This window comes from Exiguobacterium sp. BMC-KP, from assembly GCF_001275385.1.
GTDB lineage: Bacteria > Bacillota > Bacilli > Exiguobacteriales > Exiguobacteriaceae > Exiguobacterium_A.
This window is the reverse complement of the sequence record NZ_LGIW01000015.1, coordinates 1,048,414-1,070,105: the sequence shown is the minus strand read 5'-3', so window position 1 is coordinate 1,070,105 and position 21,692 is coordinate 1,048,414. Positions and strand designations below refer to the sequence as shown.

At 42.3% G+C, this 21,692-nt stretch carries 17 protein-coding genes and 1 tRNA gene; 14 read left to right on the top strand and 4 right to left on the bottom strand.

Annotated features, from left to right (window positions below; genetic code table 11):
- Positions 1–56 precede the first annotated feature (56 nt).
- Positions 57–1,232, bottom strand: coding sequence for a MalY/PatB family protein (locus tag ADM98_RS11340; RefSeq protein ID WP_053453609.1), 1,176 nt, complete (start codon positions 1,230–1,232; stop codon positions 57–59).
- 156 nt (positions 1,233–1,388) lie between these two features.
- On the opposite strand from ADM98_RS11340, the gene ADM98_RS11335 reads away from it, so the two are divergent.
- The 7 genes from ADM98_RS11335 to ADM98_RS11305 all read left to right on the top strand — a co-directional run bounded on the left by ADM98_RS11335 (position 1,389) and on the right by ADM98_RS11305 (position 6,704).
- Positions 1,389–1,586 carry a hypothetical protein gene (locus tag ADM98_RS11335; protein ID WP_023468575.1) on the top strand — a complete coding sequence of 66 codons (198 nt, stop codon included), beginning with the start codon at positions 1,389–1,391 and terminating at the stop codon, positions 1,584–1,586.
- An 85-nt stretch (positions 1,587–1,671) separates the two neighbouring features.
- Positions 1,672–1,742 (top strand) — tRNA-Thr (locus ADM98_RS11330).
- Positions 1,743–1,831: 89 nt separating this feature from the next.
- Positions 1,832–2,719 (top strand): helix-turn-helix domain-containing protein, encoded by an 888-nt coding sequence (locus ADM98_RS11325; RefSeq protein ID WP_053453608.1) that lies wholly within the window; start codon positions 1,832–1,834, stop codon positions 2,717–2,719.
- A gap of 7 nt (positions 2,720–2,726) precedes the next feature.
- Complete coding sequence (locus ADM98_RS11320) at positions 2,727–3,617, top strand: helix-turn-helix domain-containing protein (protein ID WP_053453607.1); 891 nt, start codon at positions 2,727–2,729, stop codon at positions 3,615–3,617.
- A 12-nt stretch (positions 3,618–3,629) separates the two neighbouring features.
- The gene (locus ADM98_RS11315; protein ID WP_053453606.1) at positions 3,630–4,511 is read left to right on the top strand and encodes a helix-turn-helix domain-containing protein; all 882 of its coding nucleotides are present in this window, start codon (positions 3,630–3,632) and stop codon (positions 4,509–4,511) included.
- A gap of 427 nt (positions 4,512–4,938) precedes the next feature.
- Positions 4,939–5,805 carry a helix-turn-helix domain-containing protein gene (locus ADM98_RS11310; RefSeq protein ID WP_053453605.1) on the top strand — a complete coding sequence of 289 codons (867 nt, stop codon included), beginning with the start codon at positions 4,939–4,941 and terminating at the stop codon, positions 5,803–5,805.
- A gap of 23 nt (positions 5,806–5,828) precedes the next feature.
- Complete coding sequence (locus tag ADM98_RS11305; RefSeq protein WP_053453604.1) at positions 5,829–6,704, top strand: helix-turn-helix domain-containing protein; 876 nt, start codon at positions 5,829–5,831, stop codon at positions 6,702–6,704.
- Here the strand turns inward: ADM98_RS11305 and ADM98_RS11300 are convergent.
- The gene (locus tag ADM98_RS11300; protein ID WP_053453603.1) at positions 6,701–7,330 is read right to left on the bottom strand and encodes an FMN-dependent NADH-azoreductase; all 630 of its coding nucleotides are present in this window, start codon (positions 7,328–7,330) and stop codon (positions 6,701–6,703) included. The genes ADM98_RS11305 and ADM98_RS11300 overlap by 4 nt on opposite strands.
- 145 nt (positions 7,331–7,475) lie before the next feature.
- On the opposite strand from ADM98_RS11300, the gene ADM98_RS11295 reads away from it, so the two are divergent.
- On the top strand, positions 7,476–9,317 hold the full coding sequence (locus ADM98_RS11295) for a putative bifunctional diguanylate cyclase/phosphodiesterase (RefSeq protein WP_442855415.1): 1,842 nt from the start codon (positions 7,476–7,478) through the stop codon (positions 9,315–9,317).
- A gap of 70 nt (positions 9,318–9,387) precedes the next feature.
- Here ADM98_RS11295 and ADM98_RS11290 read toward each other — a convergent pair whose 3' ends face one another.
- Together ADM98_RS11290 and ADM98_RS11285 are read right to left on the bottom strand one after the other, a co-directional pair.
- On the bottom strand, positions 9,388–10,065 hold the full coding sequence (locus ADM98_RS11290) for an amino acid ABC transporter permease (protein WP_053453601.1): 678 nt from the start codon (positions 10,063–10,065) through the stop codon (positions 9,388–9,390).
- 2 nt (positions 10,066–10,067) lie between these two features.
- A complete protein-coding gene (locus tag ADM98_RS11285; protein WP_053453600.1) occupies positions 10,068–10,910 on the bottom strand; it encodes a transporter substrate-binding domain-containing protein in 843 nt (280 codons plus the stop codon).
- Positions 10,911–11,203: 293 nt separating this feature from the next.
- On the opposite strand from ADM98_RS11285, the gene gltB reads away from it, so the two are divergent.
- The 6 genes from gltB to ADM98_RS11255 all read left to right on the top strand — a co-directional run bounded on the left by gltB (position 11,204) and on the right by ADM98_RS11255 (position 21,692).
- Positions 11,204–15,676, top strand: coding sequence for a glutamate synthase large subunit (gene gltB / locus ADM98_RS11280; protein ID WP_053453599.1), 4,473 nt, complete (start codon positions 11,204–11,206; stop codon positions 15,674–15,676).
- The gene (locus ADM98_RS11275) at positions 15,673–17,139 is read left to right on the top strand and encodes a glutamate synthase subunit beta (protein WP_053453598.1); all 1,467 of its coding nucleotides are present in this window, start codon (positions 15,673–15,675) and stop codon (positions 17,137–17,139) included. The genes gltB and ADM98_RS11275 overlap by 4 nt, the downstream gene beginning before the upstream one ends.
- Before the next feature lie 158 nt (positions 17,140–17,297).
- On the top strand, positions 17,298–17,591 hold the full coding sequence (locus ADM98_RS11270) for a hypothetical protein (protein WP_053453597.1): 294 nt from the start codon (positions 17,298–17,300) through the stop codon (positions 17,589–17,591).
- Positions 17,584–19,596 (top strand): BglG family transcription antiterminator, encoded by a 2,013-nt coding sequence (locus ADM98_RS11265; RefSeq protein WP_053453596.1) that lies wholly within the window; start codon positions 17,584–17,586, stop codon positions 19,594–19,596. Before ADM98_RS11270 ends, ADM98_RS11265 begins: the two co-directional genes overlap by 8 nt.
- A gap of 195 nt (positions 19,597–19,791) precedes the next feature.
- Positions 19,792–21,222: a PTS mannitol transporter subunit IICB gene (locus ADM98_RS11260; RefSeq protein WP_053453595.1), complete on the top strand. Its 1,431-nt coding sequence runs from the start codon at positions 19,792–19,794 to the stop codon at positions 21,220–21,222.
- 32 nt (positions 21,223–21,254) lie between these two features.
- Positions 21,255–21,692 (top strand): PTS sugar transporter subunit IIA, encoded by a 438-nt coding sequence (locus ADM98_RS11255; protein ID WP_200904897.1) that lies wholly within the window; start codon positions 21,255–21,257, stop codon positions 21,690–21,692.

Here is a 21,692-nt window from a genome sequence, read left to right as displayed (position 1 = left end):
ATGAATACTTAAATAAAAAAGAATGACCCTAAGAAATTAGGATCATTCGTATCATGTTAATGGATCCAAAACCGTTGATATGCGGTGCTTAAACGGTCTAATGCTTGATCTAATTGCGCACGAGGGCATCCGATGTTTAAGCGCTCAAATGTTTCGCCACCTGATCCGAACGAAGAACCGTGTGTCAAAGCGAGTTTTGCTTCTTTGACAAGCCAGTCGGCGCGCGTTTTATTATCGAGTTCAAGAGCCTTGAAGTCGATCCATAAAAGGAAAGTCGCTTCTGGAACAACGACTTCTAATTTCGGCATTTCTTGACGAATACGTTGAACCGCATGGTCACGATTGCCTTCTAAATAAACAAGTAATTGTGAGAGCCACTGTTCACTCATAGCATCACCGTATGCTGCTGTGATAGCAGTTGAAGCCAATGCATTGGGATGAACGAAATGGCGTTGCTGGACTTTCTCGATTCGTTGACGAATCGAAAGATCGGGTACGATCAGATAAGAGGCATATAACCCAGGAATGTTAAACGTTTTAGAGGGAGCGCTGACTAAAATCAGTTTTTCATAATCAAAGGCAAGTATAGGTGTATGCGCGGAACCTTTATAAACAAGATCGGCATGGATTTCATCAGATACAAGATAGACATCGTGTTGCTTCGCTAACTCCACGATTTGAGATAACTCTTCTTTCGAAAAGACTTTACCACTTGGATTGTGAGGACTACAAAGAATCATCATCTGTGCTGATTGCATTTGTTGCGCAAGGAGAGCAAAGTCAGTTCGATACGTTTCGCCTTCTAGAAGGAGCGGGTTTTCAACAATCTGTCGTTGATTGGACTCGATGATCTGGTGAAATGGAGGATAGACAGGTGTCTGGATGATGATTTGATCATCTGGTTCAGTCAATGCAAGTAAAGTATGTGCAAGTCCAGGAACGACTCCGCTTGAGTAAAGAATCGATTCGGCTTTGACGGGAATATCATATCGTTTTTGAAACCAGTGAAGAATAGCTTGCTTTGCTTCATCTTCGAACATTGAATAGCCGAAATGACCAGTGGCAGCACGTCTAGTCAATCGTTCTGTCAGATGATGTGGCGGACGGACATCCATATCAGCGACCCACATTGGAATCAATTCATCTGATCCATAAAGCGAAGGGAGTCCGTCCCATTTAACGGATCCCGTATTTCGTTTCTCAATTTGTTCATCGAAATTGGTCTGTTCCATCAGACTTCACTTCCTGTTCTTTTTAAGTTTTTCTACTCTATTTCACCATAGCGGATGAAGAGAGTGTCGGGCAAGTCGGAAAAATAAAGGTTTAACTTTTATTCGATAAGGAAATTACTAACTTCGAACCTACCATAACGGAACGGAGTGATGATCATGTTGCATTCTAAAGTAGTCGTCGGGCGATCGCCTGAAGAATTAGAGGAAAGACTAAACGAATTTTTTGAGAATAATGGTGTTGGGTCAAACGCCATCATTACATTAAAGTTTTCAACATTCGTCGCGTCTAAAGCGGATGAACATTATTCAGTTTTAGTCGTCTATGATAACTCGTTAACGAAAACAACACTGTAAAAAAGTGACAAGAAGTTGAGCGGTAAACGTATCAACTTCTTGTTTTGTTTTTCTTTGTAAGTTATACTAGAATCAGATTTTCTAGGCTTCCGTAGGTTAATGGCAGACCTCAGCAATGGTAATGCTGCAGTGCGAGTTCGATTCTCGCCGGAAGCATACACGCGTCTTTCGTCTCAAGTGATATATACTTGAAACGGAAGACTTTTTTTGTGAGTTCGTTATTTTTGATTTGAGGAGTGACCCACATGCATCCAGTCATTCATTCCGTTGGCGATAAAATTAAGCAAGAAAGAAAAAAACAGAGAATGACACAAAAAGATCTTTGTGAAGGAATTTGTAGTCAAGCTGAGATCAGTAAAATTGAAAACGGTCGGAATTCTCCGACGATCGATTTGCTCCAGCAGATTTGTCGAAGACTACGTATACCGATGTCGTTATTTTTTGAAGATGAAATCGTCTCACAAAAATTGAATGAGATTGATCAAAAGATGATTCGTCATTTACGAGAAAAGACTTACTCAAATATGGCAAATGATTTAGAGTTATATAAAAAATCAAATAGCGCTATCGAAATTCAAATTTTAATTCGATATCATCAAGAATTACTAGAGTATGAGAGAGGGAATGTTGATTTTCGGACATGTATCGCCTCATTGTTGCAAGTGGTGAGACTGCAGGGAGTTGAAGAAAAGTCATTTCTTCTGTATACACGAATTCAAATGGTAATTGCTGTTCTCTATACGAATCATGAAGAATACACACATGCTCATCAAATTTATAAAGAACTGCTAACGTTATCTTATCAAACACGAGAATATAAAAAGATTCGAATGAAAATCATGTATAATTTCATAAGAAATTTAGTTGATTCTGAACGCTTCGAAGAAGGATTACAGGAAGTTCAGCAAGTGATCGAAGAGACGAAACAACTACAAGATTTAACGTACCTCGGGCAGTTCTACTTTCAAAAAGGTATTCTTTTAGAAGCATTAAACTTATCGGAAGTTTCTGTGAGAGAAGCTTATACGACTGCCTATTCTTTTTTTATTGCGACAAAGAACTATTCGTACCTAAAAATTCTTAATACGTATTTTTTTGAGAATATCTTATTCCCGATAGATGAAAGTGAGTGAACAAACGATGATAGATTTGACAACTTCATCGATTGGCAAAAAAATTAAGATGTTACGATTAGAAAAAGGGATGACTCAAAAGGAACTATGCAAAGGCATTTGTAGTCAAGCTGAAATTAGTAAAATCGAGAATGGAAGAAACACTCCAACAATTGATTTATTACAACAGATTTGTAGAAAACTACGAATATCCATTTCTTTATTTTTTTCGGATGAACAAGTTTCTCAAAAGTTGAACGAAATTGACCAGCAAATGTTACGTCATTTTCGAGAAAAAACATATGGAGAAATGTCAGCGGAGTTAACTCATTATTCCAAATCAACAACTATATTTGAAATTAAAATTTTTCTTCACTATTATCAAGTCCTGCTTGAATATGAAAGAGGAAATATTGATTTCCGTTCATGTATTACATCATTGCTTCAATTAGTCGCGCAGAAGGAAATCATGAAAAAGTCATTTCTGCTTTATATTCGAATTCAAATGGCAATTGCAGTTTTATATACGAATCACGAAGAATATACGCATTCTCATCAAATTTATGAAGGCATATTGAAAATGCCTTATCAGACTCGTGAATATAAAAAAATTAAAATGAAAATCATGTACAATTATTTAAGGAACTTATATAGACTAAAGCGATTCGAAGAAGGATTACGGGAAGTAGAGCAAGTGATTGAAGAGACAAAAAACTTGCAAGATCTCACGTATCTTGGTCACTTTTATTATCAAAAAGGTTTCTTTTTGGAATCCTTACATGCCGCTAAGAATGATATTAGAGAAGCATATACGATTGCCTATTCCTTTTTCATTGCAACAAACAATCATGCTTACCAAAAAATCCTTGAAGTACATTTATCAGAACTGTTGTTATTCCCAATAGATGAAAGCGAGTGAGAAATGATGAATATGAATTCACTAACTTCATCGATTGGTACAAAAATAAAACAGATACGTATCGAAAAACAGATAACACAAAGCGAACTGTGTAATGGCATTTGTAGCCAAGCTGAAATTAGTAAAATTGAGAATGGTTTAAATTCACCTACTGTAGATTTGATACAGCAAATTGCCATTCGACTAAAAGTTCCGATTGCACTTTTATTCGAAGAGCTTCAAGCGAACGAAGAAATGGAATACTTTGATCAGACTGTTTCAGAGTTACTTCGAGAAGAAGCGTATGAGCAAATCAAGCAATACATTTCTAAGTACGACGATAAGGAAAATATAGAAATCATCATACTAAGTGAATATTTTCAAATCATTGTCGGCTTAAAGCAAGATCTGTTTGATTTTAGAACTGCGGCTTCCTTATTAAGTAACCTTCTAATTGAATGGGATGTTCAAAGCGAATCAATTCCCCTATTTATTCGAATTAAGACAGCGATTGCCAATTTGTATGCAGAACATGATCTATTTCACTTAACGAAGAGTGCTTATTTAGATATTGAAGTTTTATTAGAGAACCTTAATAGTTCGTTATATGTTACTTCTTTAATCAAGATTTATTTTAATCATGCTCAAATTCTTTTGTATCAAGATCTGTTTGAAGAATCTAAAGTATATATTCAAAAAGGAATCGAATTATGTTTAAGCCATCAACAAACCTTTCTTTTAGGGCACTTGTATTTTCAATTAGGTAACTATCAAGAGGCGGTTGGAATAGATTCGTTTCAAAAAACCTATACAGTTGCCTACACCTTGCTGCACGCATTTGAGTTTAAATCGACCAAACAAAAGGTTGTTGAATTAAAAGAGGAACACTTATTATTCACTTTTGAGTCGACGTAATGCACTTCTTTACATGATTATCCGCTTAAATTCAATGTATAGAATACAATACTGTTATTCTCCAAATGAAGTACTCTACTCTATATATTGTCCTCTTTGTGAATGTAAAGAATGTGCTAACCTTCTTGCCTGTCAAGAAGGTTTTTTTCAAAAAATATAAAATTGATTTATTTCAGTTAGATGGCTGAATGAGTCGCATATGCTATAAAGATAGCTTAATTTTTTTCGTTAATCGAATGATTTATCACAGAAAAAATAGTACGAGCATCTGAAATCAATCTGGATTTTTCTAAAATGAGAATATTATTTTCACAATAAAGCAATTTCTAAATATTAACAAAAAGATATTAGAGCGGACTTATATTTTTAATGAAATATTAAGTACGTTGCTGATTGAACACAAAAATGGAGAAAAGGAGTAGAAAATGTGGAAATCGAAGCATTCGGTCAACATATCAAAAAACTACGTATTGATAGAAATTTAACGCAAACAGAATTAGCAAAGGATGTATGTAGCCAAGCAGAGTTGAGTAAAATTGAAAATGGAAAGATTATGCCGACGATAGATATTGTTCAACGGTTATCTCAAAATCTCCATATTTCAACGGCTCAGCTCTTCATTGATCTGAATGAGACAAGTCTATTTCAACAATATGATATACAATTGTCTGATTTTTCTAGAAGACACCGTTATGATGACATGCTTGATTTCATCAAACAAACACCGAATGATTTACCTTCATCTGTTCAATTATTGATTCGTTATTTTGAGTGGATAGCTCGTGAAGGCAAAAAAGATATCGATTATCGAACTTGTATTTCTCAACTACTCTACTTATCAGATCAAAAACAAATGGAAATCGAATATCCTTCCATTTTCTTAAGAATCAAAATGTCTGTCGCAAACTATTATTATTTAAATCATCATTATCAATATGCAAGAAAAGTATACGAAGAATTATTAGAGTATGATTATTTGACATATGATTTGATGAAACTAAAATCTAAAATCATGTATAATTTTGCGCAGCAGCTATATTTTCAATCTGATTTTAAAAAGGGACTACAAATAACAGAAGAAGGTATCCAATCATCTCTTGAGAGAAAAGATACGTCATTGTTAGGTCATTTTTTTTATCAACGAGGTTGTTTTTATGAAGAGTTAGAATACTCACGTAAAGACATTCAAGAAGCATTTACTCACGCGTACACCATATTTCACGCATTAGACAATCATAATCACGCTGAAATAGTATTAAATGGTAAAGGCGATTTTTTATACTTTGAATTTTAAAAATAAGTGAAGGAGAAAAACAGATGAGTCATTTATCTTCATCAATCGGATATGAAATCAAACGGATTCGAAGAGAAAAAAACATGACTCAAGCAGAGTTAAGTGAGGGGATATGTAGTCAAGCTGAAATTAGTAAGGTGGAAAATGGTAAAAATTCACCAACAATTGATTGGTTACAACAAGTTGCGAAACGTCTTAAGGTACCACTGTCCATGTTGTTTGAAGATCATCTTCGGAGTGATATGTATACATCTTATGATCAACAATTATTGAGATTGTTACAAGGTCATCAATTTGAAGAAGCCTGCATCATTATTGATGATATAAAAAACAAAATAGACTATGATGAGATAAAATTTTTAGCAATGTATTATGAAATTATCATTCATGAAAAACGAAATTTTAGAACTTATCTCGAAACCATTAGTGAATTTAAACAATTATTGATGAATACGTCATTACAATTCAAATCTCCAACGCTTTATTTAAGAATTAAAATGGCAATCGCGATTTCTTTTATTGAGCATGAGAAATTTGATTCAGCAGAAAAAAACTTTCAAGAATTGCTTCAATTTAATTTTGATACGATTGAACTGAAAAAGGTTCGAATTAAGATTCTCTACAATTATGCGAAGCAACTATCCGAACAAAATCGAAATCAAATTGGTTTAGAGGTTACTGAACAAGGTATTCAAGAGAGCTTGCAAATTGAGGATGGTCAACTGTTAGGTCAATTGTATTATCAAAGAGGTTACTTTAAAAAAAAATTGAATGGTAACCCCTCTGACATACAACGTGACTTTACAATGGCGTATTCATTATTCCGTACATTCAATCTATCTGTTCATGAGAAAATCTTACTTGAAAAAAATGGATCCTTTGTTTTATTTCGTGTTTAGAACTGTTCTCCCATTTTTTTACATGAGATAAGTGCCTGATCAATTAATTCAGATGCACGTTCCGGATATTGCTGATGTCCTTCTAAAATGACAGTCGATACATCATTAATTCCAAAGAATGCTAACAAGTCTAGCATATAGCGAACTGCATGTTCGCTTGGTGCTTTGTCTTGAGTCGAGTAATCGCCGCCGCGTGAATGAATCAATAATACTTGTTTATTTTCTACTAAACCAATCGATCCTTCCGCTGTATACCGGAATGTTTGCCCAGCTTGAGCGAGATAATCCATATAGTTGTGAAGCGGTGCCGGAACCGTTAAGTTCCACATCGGAAATGAAAAGACAACCTTATCGGCGTCTAAGAATCCATTTAGGTATTCTTGAAGTCGTTGCGCATGTGTGGCATACTCCCCGGTTAATTCTTCTCCTTTAAATAGTCGACTTGCCGCGTTCGCAAGTTTCAAGTCAAAAAAGGGAAGTCGTTCCTCGAATAAATTCAAAACCGTAATCTTGTCATCAGGATGAGTTTCACGATAAGCATTCAAGAAGGCAGCGTTCAATTCAGAGCTAATGCCTTTTTTTTGATGCGTACTATCGTTTGCTTCGATGAATAGTAAGTGTGACATCTTAATCGCTCCTTTCTATGTCTTTCTATTCCCGTTCTACTCAAAATCATGACTTCCCATTATTTTATTATTTTTAGAAAATTCAGGTTTTAATTTGATTCCGATAAGGAAAATAAACGTCAGGAACTAGAAAGAGGGGATGGCGGTGAATACACAGCGACGTTCTTCCAACAGTCTGCAATATCATCGAGAAATTCGGGCAAACTATCAGTTGTTCGGGATGATCATTTTTGTATTGACGAGTTGTGGTGCCATTTTATACATTATCGCAAATGTCTTCAGTCGCTCTGGTTTAAATGGAGATGATTGGCTACGGGCAATCATTATAGCGAGCGCTGGACTAGTTCAATATTTTATCGGTAAAAGTACGTTGTCGGATCGATTAAAGCCACATATGATGTCGAGCGTTTTTTTATTGATTCCATACATTTATTATCCGTTTATTGATCGCGGTGTTCAAACAGTTTGGGCATGCGCACTTCTTTTCATTTTAGCGTCTCTTGTCGTCATCAACCGAACGATGCTAATGTATGCAACGAGTATCACGACGGTTTCACTTCTTTATATTTGGTATCAAACTCCGTCACTTGAAAATACCACGATGTTTGCATCTGATCATATCGCGCGAATCGGACTCATCTTGATTGCAACGATCATTAGTTTATTGATCCATAATCAATACGTTACTCGCCTCGAAAGAAATATCGACTACTTAGCTCGTTTACAAGAACAAGCTTTCACTGATCCTGTGACAGGATTATCAAATCGCTCTTCTTTTGTCATCGAAGTGGAGAAGAAGAAACAAGAAGGCGACTTGATTTGCCTTGTTGATCTTGACGATTTTAAAACGGTTAATGATGCATTCGGTTATCGAACAGGTGACCGTACCTTACACATCATTGGTAGGAGATTAATGAATCGTTTTGCAGATTGCACGATTGCGAAAGCGAGTGGAAGTGCCTTTTTAATGCATGCACCAAAACATTACGATGCAAGAACTCTTTGTGACGAGATTTTATCGAGTGTATCAGAACGCGTTCAAATTGATTTTAAGCAAATTAATGTCACCGCGAGCATCGGTGTTTCGTATATGAATGAAGAAACAACGGACCATGTCATCAATGATGCTGAAATTGCCTTATTTACTGCTAAATCAAATCGGAAAAACACCTTTGCAATTACAGATTTAGCAACTCAGAACGAACGAAAACGAGCACTTCAGCTAACGCGCGACTTATATGATGCAGAGTTGGATCGTGACTTTTTTGTTTTATTTCAACCTCAAGTCAATGCAAAAACGAGACAAATTACTGGAGTAGAGGCTTTAATCCGTTGGAATCATCCAGAATACGGTCTTGTTCCACCTATTGAGTTCATCCCACTCGCCGAACGGACTCGTTTCATTGAGACACTAGGTAATTGGGTCATGCGTCAAGCGTGTTTCCAAGGAAAAGTATGGTTGGAAGAGGGGAAGGAACCTTTAACGATTTCAGTGAATGTTTCGCCATGGGAATTGCGTCAACCAGATTTTACGGATCGCGTATTAGCGATCTTAAAACAGTCAGGTTTTCCTCCATCATTACTCGAAATCGAGATGACGGAGCATATTTTTATTGAAGGAACGGATCAAATTACCGAGACGCTGAATGCATTACATTTGTATGGTATTCGGATTGCCTTGGATGATTTCGGGACGGGCTTCTCATCGATGCAACCGTTAGTTGAGCTACCGTTCGATCAGTTAAAGATTCCAAAAGAAATCGTCCAAGAAGCCATTCAGTCTGAGAAGAAGCGGGCGATGATCGAGACGATCATTCAGTTAGGAAAACGATTAGAGATGACAATCGTAGCCGAAGGTATTGAATTAGAAGAAGAGGCGGCATTGCTCGAACAATTAGGATGCCATACGTTGCAAGGGTATCTCTTTCATCGACCATTACAACCGCGCCAATTAGAAGATTATTTAGTGATGTACCGGGAAGGATAACGATGTCTTGAAAAAAATAAAATGTAAATAGGCGGTGGACGTGGTCCAGCGCCTATTTGCATGAGACGTGTCATAAATACCGGGCGAAACGTCGTTCCAGTATCTCTTGGATGACGGCGATACAGGAACAAATGCCCCAGTAGATAAAAGCCACGACAAAGTAAACGGTCATGTAGTCGAATTCACGTCCACCGACAATTTTAGCCTTTTGAAAAATTTCAGGGACAGTGATCATAGCAGCAAGCGATGACGCTTTGACAAGATCAAGTAATACATTTGAAAGTGGCGGGATGGCAATTCGAATCGCTTGCGGCAAAATGATTCCAACAAACGTCCGATACTTGGATAAACCAAGTGATGCTGCGGCCTCTTCCTGTCCACTGTCAATCGATAGTAAGGAAGAACGAATAATCTCTGCCATGTACGCGGCACTATTCAAACTAAAACCAGTAATTGCAGCCGTTAACGCGTCCAGTTGAATGTTAATGACTGGCAGTCCGAAATATAACATGAACAGCAATACAAGAATCGGAACACCGCGCATAAATGAGATGTAGGCACTGGCTCCAATGCGTAATAGTCGAAGGTGAGATAGACGACAAAGAGCAAGAATTAAACCAATTCCGAGACCAATAGCCATGCTGAGCAAAGAAATCCATAGCGTCTGACCCAGTCCACTCAAAATATAAGGAAATGATTCGACCGCTAATTCCGGGTTAAAGACGGACCGCCAATCAATCGATGACATCGTCAGTTCACATCGACGATCGTCGTTTTGACGTCAGGCATTTGGGAGACATCTTTTCCGGCATAAAACTGCTTCGAAATGTCTTTTAAGGTACCGTCTTCCTTCATTTTATCAAGTTGCTCGTTAATGTTGGATTGGAGTTCCTTGTTATCCAAGTCCATGATCAACCCGACTTGACTCGGATTGTAAGCAATATCAGGATGGATCGTAATATCGAAGTCCTTGAAGAAATCGACAGCAAGTGTTTGCAAGTAATAGTCATTTAAGATAACATCTGTCCGCCCATTTGAGACATCACGTAGATATTGATCGTTCGTCGCATTATCGTATGTGACTTCTTTCGCGCCATATTTTTTAGCGATTTGCATATACGTCGTAGTGGCTTCGCCAGCAGCTTTTTTACCTTTCAAGTCTTCCAGTGACTTGATTCCTGATAAATCACTTTTTCGAACGATTGCCGTTCCATACGTATATTTGTATGGTTTTGAGAAAGCGAATTTTTCTTTTCGATCATCAGTGATCGTAATATCGTTAGCAGCAAGATCCACTTGACCTGTATTCACGCTAGTTAACATGCCATCAAATGACATCTCTTTGAATTTCACTTTTAAATCCAAACGATTTGCTACTTCCTTGACGACTTCAACATCAAAGCCCGTCAATTTATTACTTTTTTCATCATGATAAGATGTCGGGTACAGTGTACCAGCCGTCGCGACGACGATTGTCCCTTCTTTTTGGATCTTATCAAATGCGGTTGTCTTCTCTTCTTGCTGACCGCATGCACTTAATAGGATTGAGCTACCTGCGATCAAGAGCCCCGTCCATTGCATTGTTTTTTTCATCGTATTATTCCTCTCTTTTTTTCGTGATCAGTATCGCTGTTCCTACTTAAAAATACCACGGAATCACATGTTCGGGCAAAGTAATACGCGTGCAAAGTGTCGAATTCAAACAAAAAAAATAATGAATGAATATCCAATTGTATGTAAGCGTTATCAATGTTGATATATGCCAATTCTGTATCGATATGAAGAATCGGATGGTGATTATGCATAGTAGCGAATAAACATAAAAGAGTGTAAAGTATAATTTAACTGAATATACAGAAAATTAAGAAGGCAAGGAGAGTGCTACTATGACATTTCATCAATACCCTGAACAGCAGGGGTTATACGACCCTCGAATGGAACATGATGCGTGCGGGATTGGGGTTTACGCACATCAAACAGGACGAGCGAGTCATGAAATCGTTGAACATGCATTGGCCATGCTTTGTCAAATGGAGCACCGTGGTGGGCAAGGGAGCGATGCGAAGACCGGAGACGGGGCGGGTATCTTGACACAATTACCAGATCGACTGTTTCGTGAAACAGTTCGTCACATTTCATTCCCGAAAAAAGGAGATTATGGCGTATTCATGGTGTTCCTACCACGTGAAGAACGGGAACGGATGCGACTCGAACGAACTTTAGAGTCAATCATCTTGACGGAAGGGCAAGACGTTTTAGGATGGCGGACCGTACCTGTGCAGTCCGAAGTGCTAGGATCGGGTGCACGCCGGACAGAGCCAGTCATTCGTCAATGCTTCATTGGCGCACAGGCGATGGAAGGATTGACATTCGAACGAACACTCTTTTTAATTCGTCGAGCGTTTGAACGTGAATCAGAGCAACTTGGTCTTGAACAGTACGTCCTTAGTAGCTCGAGTGAGACGATCGTTTATAAGGGGCTCGTGACGACAGATCAACTGCGCGCATACTTCGATGATTTACGGGACGAACGCTATCAGTCAGGGTTTGGTATCGTACATTCGCGCTTTAGTACGAATACGTTCCCGAGTTGGAAACGTGCTCATCCGAACCGTTATTTGATTCACAATGGTGAGATCAATACGTTGCAAGGAAACATTCGAGCAATGCGAGGTCGAGAACGTCGATTAGCTGAGACGACTTACGGCAATCGGGCAGAGGAAGTGTTACCGATTCTAGATGAGACGGGTAGCGATTCATCGATGCTTGATAATGCCTTTGAATTTCTTCATCTGTCAGGTCTATCGCTCGCTGAGACAGCACTGATGCTCGTACCGGAACCATTTGAACACGCCGAAATTAGACCGGCAAAGCGCGCCTATTATGAGTACCACAGTAGCATGATTGAACCGTGGGATGGTCCTTCTGCCATCGTCTTTACGAACGGGAAACAAATTGGTGCGACGCTTGACCGAAATGGTCTACGTCCGGCGCGATATGTTCTGTTACGCGATGGACACTTCATGTTGTCGTCTGAAGCAGGGGTACTCCCTCTTCGTGAACAAGACATTTTATACAAAAAACGCTTAGCACCAGGTGAACTGCTTTTACTCGATTTTGCGTCTGGTCAGTTAATCGCAGACGAAGAAATTAAACGGGAGCTTGCGACACGGCATCCATATGCGGAGTGGCTCGCGCAAGAAGTCGTTTCCCTTTCAAGTAACGACTTCAAGGAAACGCTCGTCGAACTTGGTACGAAACAACGACACTTTGGATATACCCGTGAAGATATCGATCAATACTTGATTCCACTCGTCGAAGAACAAAAAGATCCGTTAGGTGCGATGGGGACGGACATCCCTTTAGCTGTCCTAAGCGAACGTCCTCAATCCTTATTCCGCTATTTTAAACAACTATTCGCACAAGTGACGAACCCACCAATCGATGCGTTACGAGAAGACATCGTCACCTCGACGCTGACATGGCTTGGTCGACAAGGGGAGCTACTGACGCCGAACCGCGCGAACTGTCGTCGTGTTCGGTTGGAGACGCCGATTCTAAGACCGGACGAAGCCCATGCACTTAAACAATGTGGATTTAAGCAAAAAACGATTTCGACGACGTTTACTGATTCGCTTGAGGAAGCGCTCGAGATGGTCGTTGATGAGGCTGTGACCGCTGCACGGAACGGGTATGAGTTATTGATGTTATCGGATCGTCTCGTCCGACCAGGAACATTGCCGATGCCGATTCTGCTTGCGACCAGCGCAATTCATCATGCGTTGATCCGAAAGGGATTACGCACAAACCTCAGCTTGATTGTCGAGGGAGGAGAAGTACGTGAAGTCCACCATATCGCCACGTTGATCGGATACGGCGCAGATGCAATCTATCCGTATCTTGCCTATGCGACGATTGATGACGCCATCGGGGATCGATTACCGGATGTAGAAAAACGTTATCAAAAAGCAGTCACGGAAGGCGTCGTTAAAGTCATGTCGAAAATGGGTATTTCGACGGTCTTTAGTTATCGAGGGGCACAAATTTTTGAAGCGGTCGGGATTGATCGAACGGTCATCGAGCAACACTTCACAGGTACGGTATCTCAACTGAGCGGGATGACGATCGAATTGATGGAAGAAGAAGTCCGACGGGCACAACGGATTGCTGACGAGCGGATTCATTTAGAATCCGGTAGTGTCTTCCGGTACCGTCAAGCAGGAGAACATCATGCGTTTAACCCAGCGACGATTCATTTGCTGCAACATGCGTGCCGCACAAATGATTACCGGCTCTATCAAAAGTATGTACAACGCATTCAGGAGGAACCGGCAACGGTGTTACGACACCTGTTGACGTTCAAAGAAACAACAGCGATCTCGATTGACGAAGTTGAGCCTGTCAGCGAAATCGTCAAGTATTTTAAAACGGGTGCGATGTCATACGGATCACTTTCAAAAGAAGCGCACGAGACGCTTGCAATCGCGATGAACCGCTTGGGCGGTAAGAGCAATAGCGGTGAAGGCGGCGAAGAAGAGGAACGATACGAACGCGACGAGAATGGTGACTTCCGGATGAGTCGGATCAAGCAGATTGCCTCTGGTCGTTTCGGAGTGACGAGTCATTACCTTGTTCATGCGGACGAATTACAAATAAAGGTGGCTCAAGGTGCAAAACCAGGAGAGGGAGGGCAATTGCCAGGTGAAAAAGTCTACCCGTGGATTGCGCGTGTGCGTGCATCGACACCTGGTGTTGGATTAATTTCTCCACCACCCCATCATGATATCTATTCGATTGAAGATTTAGCCCAGTTGATTCATGACTTGAAGCGCGCAAACGATCAAGCGCGGATTAGCGTCAAACTCGTCGCAAAAGGTGGCGTTGGAACGATTGCTGCCGGAGTAGCGAAAGGACTTGCGGATGTCATCGTAATCAGTGGGCATGATGGCGGCACGGGTGCTTCGCCAAAGACAAGCATTCAACATGCGGGTCTACCGTGGGAACTTGGACTTGCAGAGACGCATCAAACGTTGACATTAAACGGCTTACGAGAACGTGTCGTACTCGAGACAGACGGAAAACTGTTGACCGGACGGGATGTCATCTTAGCAGCAATGTTAGGTGCAAACGAATATGGTTTCGCGACAGCACCACTCATCGCTGTCGGATGTATCATGATGCGTGCTTGTCATCTTGATACGTGTCCGGTTGGTGTTGCGACACAAGACCCGGAGCTCCGAAAAAAATTTACGGGATCTGCTGATGACGTCGTCCACTTCATGACGTTCATAGCGGAGGAAGTACGCGAACATTTAGCGCAGCTTGGTGTGCGACGTCTACAGGATCTTGTTGGTCGGACGGATTTACTCGAACCGTCAGAACGACAACGGACGCACTGGAAAGCGAAGAGTCTTGACTTCTCACGCCTCCTCGTTCATGTCTCGCATGGTCCGGCAGAACAACAGCATCATCATGTCGACCGTTCCTTCGACGCACGTGAAGTTGCACCTTATTTAGAAGCAGCAGATTTTACTCATCCACAGACGATTCGATTAGCTGTTCAAAATACGGATCGTGCAATCGGAACACAAACCGGTGCGATGCTAACCCGACGTTTTGGCGCACTCGGTCTGCCGACGGATCGTCTGAAGCTCGAATTGACTGGTTCTGCCGGTCAGAGTCTTGGGGCGTATGTACCGCGTGGAATGACGATTGATGTCACAGGAGAAGCGAACGATTACGTTGGAAAAGGATTGTCCGGCGGGATCGTAGCCGTTCATCCACCACGAACGATTCCATTCGTCTCGTCCGATCAGTCTATTATCGGGAACGTTGCCCTCTACGGGGCGACAAGTGGTGAGCTGTATGTCAATGGACAGGCGGGTGAGCGCTTTGCTGTTCGAAACAGTGGAGCCGTCGCCGTTGTTGAAGGAATCGGAAACCATGGACTTGAGTATATGACAGGTGGTTCGGTCGTCGTCCTTGGCGATGTCGGAAAAAACTTTGCAGCCGGGATGTCTGGTGGTGTCGCGTATGTGTTACCGCGCAATCCCGAACAATTTTTGCAACGCGTCAACCGTGAACTCGTCACGACAGGACCTGTTACGAATGTCGAAGAGATTACACGACTGAAGACGTTCATTGAGCGTCATGTCGCACGAACCGGAAGTGAACAAGGCGATGCGATTCTTGCGAACTGGGATCATGTCATTCATTCGTTCATCCGTGTCATCCCATCGACATATGAAAAAGTCACGACACTGATGGCTGATTTCGCAAAACAGGGACACAACACCGAAGAAGCAATGTTGCTCGCATTCGAGACACATCTTGGACGAAGAACAGGAGGGGTACGATGAAACGACGCGATCAATTCATGACAGTCGCTCGTTCGAGCGGTACGGAACGACATCCAAGCGAACGAGTGAGTGACTTTAACGAATACAAGACAGCTTTGACGGAAGCGGAAGCGAGTCAACAAGCCAGTCGGTGTATGGACTGCGGCACACCGTTTTGCCATGTAGGAGAAGTGTTTGATCAAGTGAAGATTGGTTGTCCAGTCTATAACCTGATTCCGGAATGGAACTTACTTGTAGAGGAAGGACGTTTTCAAGAAGCACTCGATCGATTGCTTGAGACAAACAATTTTCCTGAATTCACAGGTCGCGTCTGCCCGGCACCATGCGAAGGGTCGTGTACGTTATCGATTCATGAACCTGCAGTTGCAATCAAGGATATCGAACGGTCGATCATTGACATCGGGTTTGAAAAAGGATGGGTCGTGCCTCGAATCCCAACGATACGTTCGACACATTCCGTTGCCATTGTCGGCTCGGGTCCTGCTGGTCTTGCAGCTGCTGATCAGCTGAATCAAGCCGGGCACCAGGTCACTGTCTTTGAACGGGAAGACCGTGTCGGTGGATTATTAACGTATGGAATACCAGCGATGAAACTTGATAAAAAAGTCGTACAACGACGTGTTGATTTATTAGAAGCTGAAGGGATTCGCTTTCGGACGAATGTCACGATTGGCACAGACATTACGTTAGCGACACTTGAAGCAGAATATGACGCTGTCATCTTGTGTGTCGGTGCGACGGAACCTCGCAAATTAACAGAAGCACCAACGCGAGGAGTCGGTTATGCGATGGATTATCTGACTGGCGTGACGCGTCACGTGCTCTCGCAAGAACCGTTGTCTCCTGATCATGACGCAAGAGATAAAGATATTCTCGTCATTGGTGGGGGCGATACAGGAGCAGACTGTGTAGCAACAGCGCTTCGACAACGGTGTCGCTCCGTTGTCCAATTCGGTAAACATGAACAACCGGGCACGACACGTGCAACCGGAAACATGTGGCCGGACACACCGTTACTCTATTCGATTGATTATGGCTATGCGGAGGCATTGCAACAGTTCGGTCGGGATCCACGTGAATACTTGATCGCCATCAAGCGGTTTACGACGAGTGAATCTGGTCAAGTCACCGGTGTCTGGACGATTCAGACAACGAAAACAACAAATGAATCGGGTGAGGTGATTTTTGGGGAAGTCGAAGGGAGCGATCGTTACTTCCCAGTCGATCAAGTCTGGATTGCTATCGGGTTCAGTGGGGTGGAAGAAAACGTGCTCGAGCATTTAGCGGTTGCATCGGAGCGCGGGAAAATCAAGACGACGCGTTACGCGACGAACCGTCCAGGCGTATTTGCTGCAGGTGATGCAAGACGTGGGCAATCACTCATCGTTTGGGCGATTCGCGAGGGTCGTGAAGTCGCAGAAGCGGTCGGGCAATATTTAAGAACGATGCAACAAACTGGCTGAATTATATAGTCTGGATTTTCTGGTAACTTCAGAAATCCAGGCTTTTTTGTATTTGTCTAACTTAAATGTCAATTCAAAAATAACTATTGACGTCGTTTAGGGATGAAACACCGAAAATATTTCTGCTATTCTTATAAAATGAAGAGGAGGAGTGACAGATGGATTCAGAAATCATCTATTTCGTATGCGAGAGTGGTATGGCGAGTAGTATCATGAGGGCTGCAATTTTGAGAAAGCGTTTATGTGAGCGTGGTATCTCAGCGTACGTCAAAACATGTCGAATCAATGAACTCCCTGACCAGGCATGTTTTATTGTTGGAGAAACACAGCTCATTCATCGTCACGTCTGGAAAGTCCAATGTCACGTCCATCCAGTTGACCAGATTCTTGACCCGGTTGCATACGATGTCGTCCTCGAATCTTGGCAGAAAAGAGTGAGGCAAAATGACTGAGTTCACACCACGAGAACACGATATCTTATTTTTCCTCCTAACACGTGAGGAACCCGTTCAAATACAAGAAATTGCTGAAACGCTCGAGACCTCGGAACGAACGGTTCAGCGGGAACGAGATCGTCTTGCCCAGTCTTTGGAAGGGCACGACTTACGTCTGACATACGTCCGTGGCAGAGGATTATTGATTGAAGGAACGGATGAAGCCAAACATGAATTGCGGGAACAATTATTGTTGTCACATAAACAATTACCAACTGCAGAGGATCGCCAAGTCGAACTGGCATATCGGCTACTGCAAGAGAACGAAATGGTCAAATTACAAGCGATTGCACATGCGATGTATGTAGCACCGAGCACAGTCAGTCAGGATTTGGAACGAATCGATGATTGGTTCCTCCAATACAATCTTGAAATCAAGCGTAAAAAAGGTATTGGTGCCGAAGTTATCGGAGAAGAGATCAACAAACGCCGCTTATTAATCTCATTGATCTTTACACAATGGGATGTCCTCGCTTTCTATCGGTTGTTGCAGGGAGACGCTGGTCAGTTACCTCACTTGTTACGAATGAACCGAACTTCATGGCTCGAGATGATCAATCAAGCTTACGCAGTCATTGCACCGTTGACAAAAGAGGGACGATTGAATGACCGGCAAATCATGCGCGCGACACTCAGCCTGGCCTTACAAGCGTTGCGGAAAGATCAATTTCCGATGACTTACGAATTGAAGGCTTATCCGGTCGAGATTCTCAATTGGGTAGAACGGGTCGAACAGCGATTGCCTGATCCGTTATCAATTGCTGAACGCCAATGGTTATCGGAAGAGTTACGAACGTTCTTTCAATCAGATGAGGGAGATACAGAAGAACTCGTCACTCGACTGCGTGTCAAACGATTGATTGAGCAGGTATCTCTTTTGTATGGAACAAACTTTACGAAGGATCATGCGTTAGAGCGGGGACTTGTATCGCATATTCAATCGTACACCCGTCAAAATAGCGTGAATCCGTCGTATGTCATCAAACAAATCGAACGAGAATATCCCCGTCTGTTTGATGCGGTCAAACAGGCAGCGCTCTCGATCTTCACCGATGCTACATTCGAAGACGTGGATTTAGCGTTTTGGGTCATGCACTTTGGTGCTGTTCTGAGTAAACCAACTCCTAAGTTACCTTATCGTGTCTTAGTTGTCTGTTCTGCTGGACTCGGTTCTTCAAAATTATTAATGAATCGCTTACGGCAAGAGTTCGCTGAACTTGAGCATATCGATAATTCATCCTTATTTGGGATTGAACGATTACCTATTGAATCGTATGATTTCGTCTTATCGACTGTACCGTTACCTGATATTCGTCCACCACATCTACTCGTCAATCCGTTACTTCCACAAGACGAGGTTGAACGGATTCGTAAGTTGATTCTCGCTTTACCAAAATCCTTTCAACCAGCACCACGGCAACATAAATCGGAATGGCTCGACCTTGAGCAATTGCAACGTCTCGTTACGTCAGCCATTCAAGTGACGAACGGATTCAAGATGGACCGTTTGGAACGCGTGGACGAAGGGATTGAATCCTTATTGTTTGAGATCAGTACGCGCATGGTCGAACAAGGGTTGGCGAAGTCTGCAGTAGCGCTATCCGCACAATTGTTACGCCGTCATGAGATGTCGGGTCTCGGTATTCCAGGTACGCGGCTTGCCTTATTCCATGGACGGGATACGACGATACAACAGGGCGGCTTCCTGATCTTTGAACTGCCTGAGCCGATCGATTTACTTGGGATGGATCAACAGTTGCAGTCCGTCGAACGGCTTCTCGTTCTCGTCGCACCAGAAGAGACATCAAACGAGTTACTCGAATTACTCAGTTCAATCAGTGCCGCGATCATCGAAAGTCCTGAGCAAATGGATCAATTCGAATTCGGTGAAGAACAAACGATTCGCTCGCTTCTGAATCAAACGTTTCGAACGGTCATCGACCAAGTTCTTGGTCATTCTTAACAGATATCCTTGTCACTCGATTGCTGAAGTGACAGGGATTTTTTTTAGGTGTAGCAAGCTTCTTTTCCATCTGTCCAACTTCTTGGACAAAGACTGAACTAGGAAAGATTGAGTAAGCGCTTGCAGTGCTCTTACAATAAGGGCATAGCAATGCAATCATCTTATCAACTCATACATGAAACGGAGGCTAACGCAATGGCGACAGCTCAAAATGGAGCACGGGGGATCCGTGTTCAAGTACAACGGTTCGGAAGCTTTTTAAGTGGTATGGTCATGCCAAACATCGGTGCATTCATCGCTTGGGGGATCATCACGGCACTCTTCATCCCAACCGGATGGGCACCAAATAAGGATCTCGGTGAACTCGTCGGTCCGACGATTACCTATCTCTTACCGTTGCTGATCGGGTACACAGGTGGGAAACTAATGCATGACGTCAGAGGCGGCGTCGTCGGTGCCCTCGCAACAATGGGGGTCATCGTTGGAACAGAGATTCCGATGTTCCTCGGTGCCATGATCATGGGACCACTTGGCGGATATGTCATTAAAAAGTTTGATCAACTGATTGAAGGAAAAATCAAACCAGGTCTTGAGATGCTCGTCAATAACTTCTCTGTCGGGATCATCGGTGGATTATTGATGCTCGGCGGTTTCAAAGTATTCGGTCCACTCATGACAAGTCTTGACGATATCATGGCAGCAGCAGTTGGTGCAATCGTCAGCGCGAACTTATTACCGCTTGCTAGTTTATTTATCGAACCCGCAAAAATTTTATTCTTAAATAACGCTATTAACCACGGTATCCTCAGCCCACTTGGTCTTGATCAGGCAAATGAAGTTGGTAAATCGGTGCTGTTCCTACTCGAAGCAAACCCGGGTCCAGGTCTTGGTCTATTGCTTGCTTATTCGTTCTTCGGATCGGGTGCAGCAAAGAAAACAGCACCAGGTGCAGCATTCATTCAATTCATCGGTGGAATTCACGAGATCTACTTCCCATATGTCTTGATGAAACCAGTCTTACTACTTGCAATGATTGCTGGTGGAATGAGCGGTATTCTCACATTCGTTCTATTTGATGTTGGATTAGTTGCACCGGCTTCTCCAGGTAGTATCATTGCTGTTTTCCTTATGGCATCACGTGGTTCTTACCTCGGATTGATTGCTGGAGTTCTTGTCTCTGCAACCGTGACATTCTTGGTCTCGACTATTCTTCTGAAAACGAGTAAAGCAAAAGAAACATCGCTTGAAGAAGCAAGCGCGAACGTCAGTGCGATGAAAGGAAAACAATCGATCGCTTCGACGCTCGTATCAGCTGAAGCGAAACCGCTCGCGGAAGTCGAACATATCATTTTCGCTTGTGACGCGGGTATGGGTTCGAGTGCGATGGGAGCATCCGTCCTTCGTAATAAAATCAATAAGGCGGGGTTACCCATCAAGGTGACGAATACGTCAATCAGTCAATTGCCAGAAAACGCGGAACTGATCATCACGCATCGTGATTTGACGGAGCGGGCGATGGAGCAAGTACCAACGGCAGAACATCGGTCAGTCGATAACTTCTTAAATGCCGGATATTATGATCAACTTGTGCATGAAATCGAAACAGCACGCAACAAAATTTCTTAAAAAAAGATAGAGATACTCAAGGAGGAATAAACATGACAACGACTATGAACCTTTCACCGGAACTTGTATTACTCGATCAACAATTTGCAGACGAGACAGCAGCCATTACGGCTGCTGGTCAACTTCTCGTCGATTACGGATATGTCGAAGCTGGATACATCGAATCGATGCATGAGCGTCATGCGTTATCAACGGTCTACATCGGCAACGATGTTGCGATTCCCCACGGAACAGAGGCGGCAAAATCACAAGTCAAAAAAACTGGTCTATCGATTTTGCAAGTACCGCAAGGCGTAACATTTGGAACGGAACAAGCACGACTTGTCATCGGGATAGCCGGTGTTGGTGATGAGCATCTTGAGTTACTATCAAATATCGCAGTCATCTGCTCTGACGAAGAAAACGTAAATCGCATTGTGGCAGCGACATCAAAAGAAGAAATCATCGCTTTGTTAACAGCGGAGGTGTAA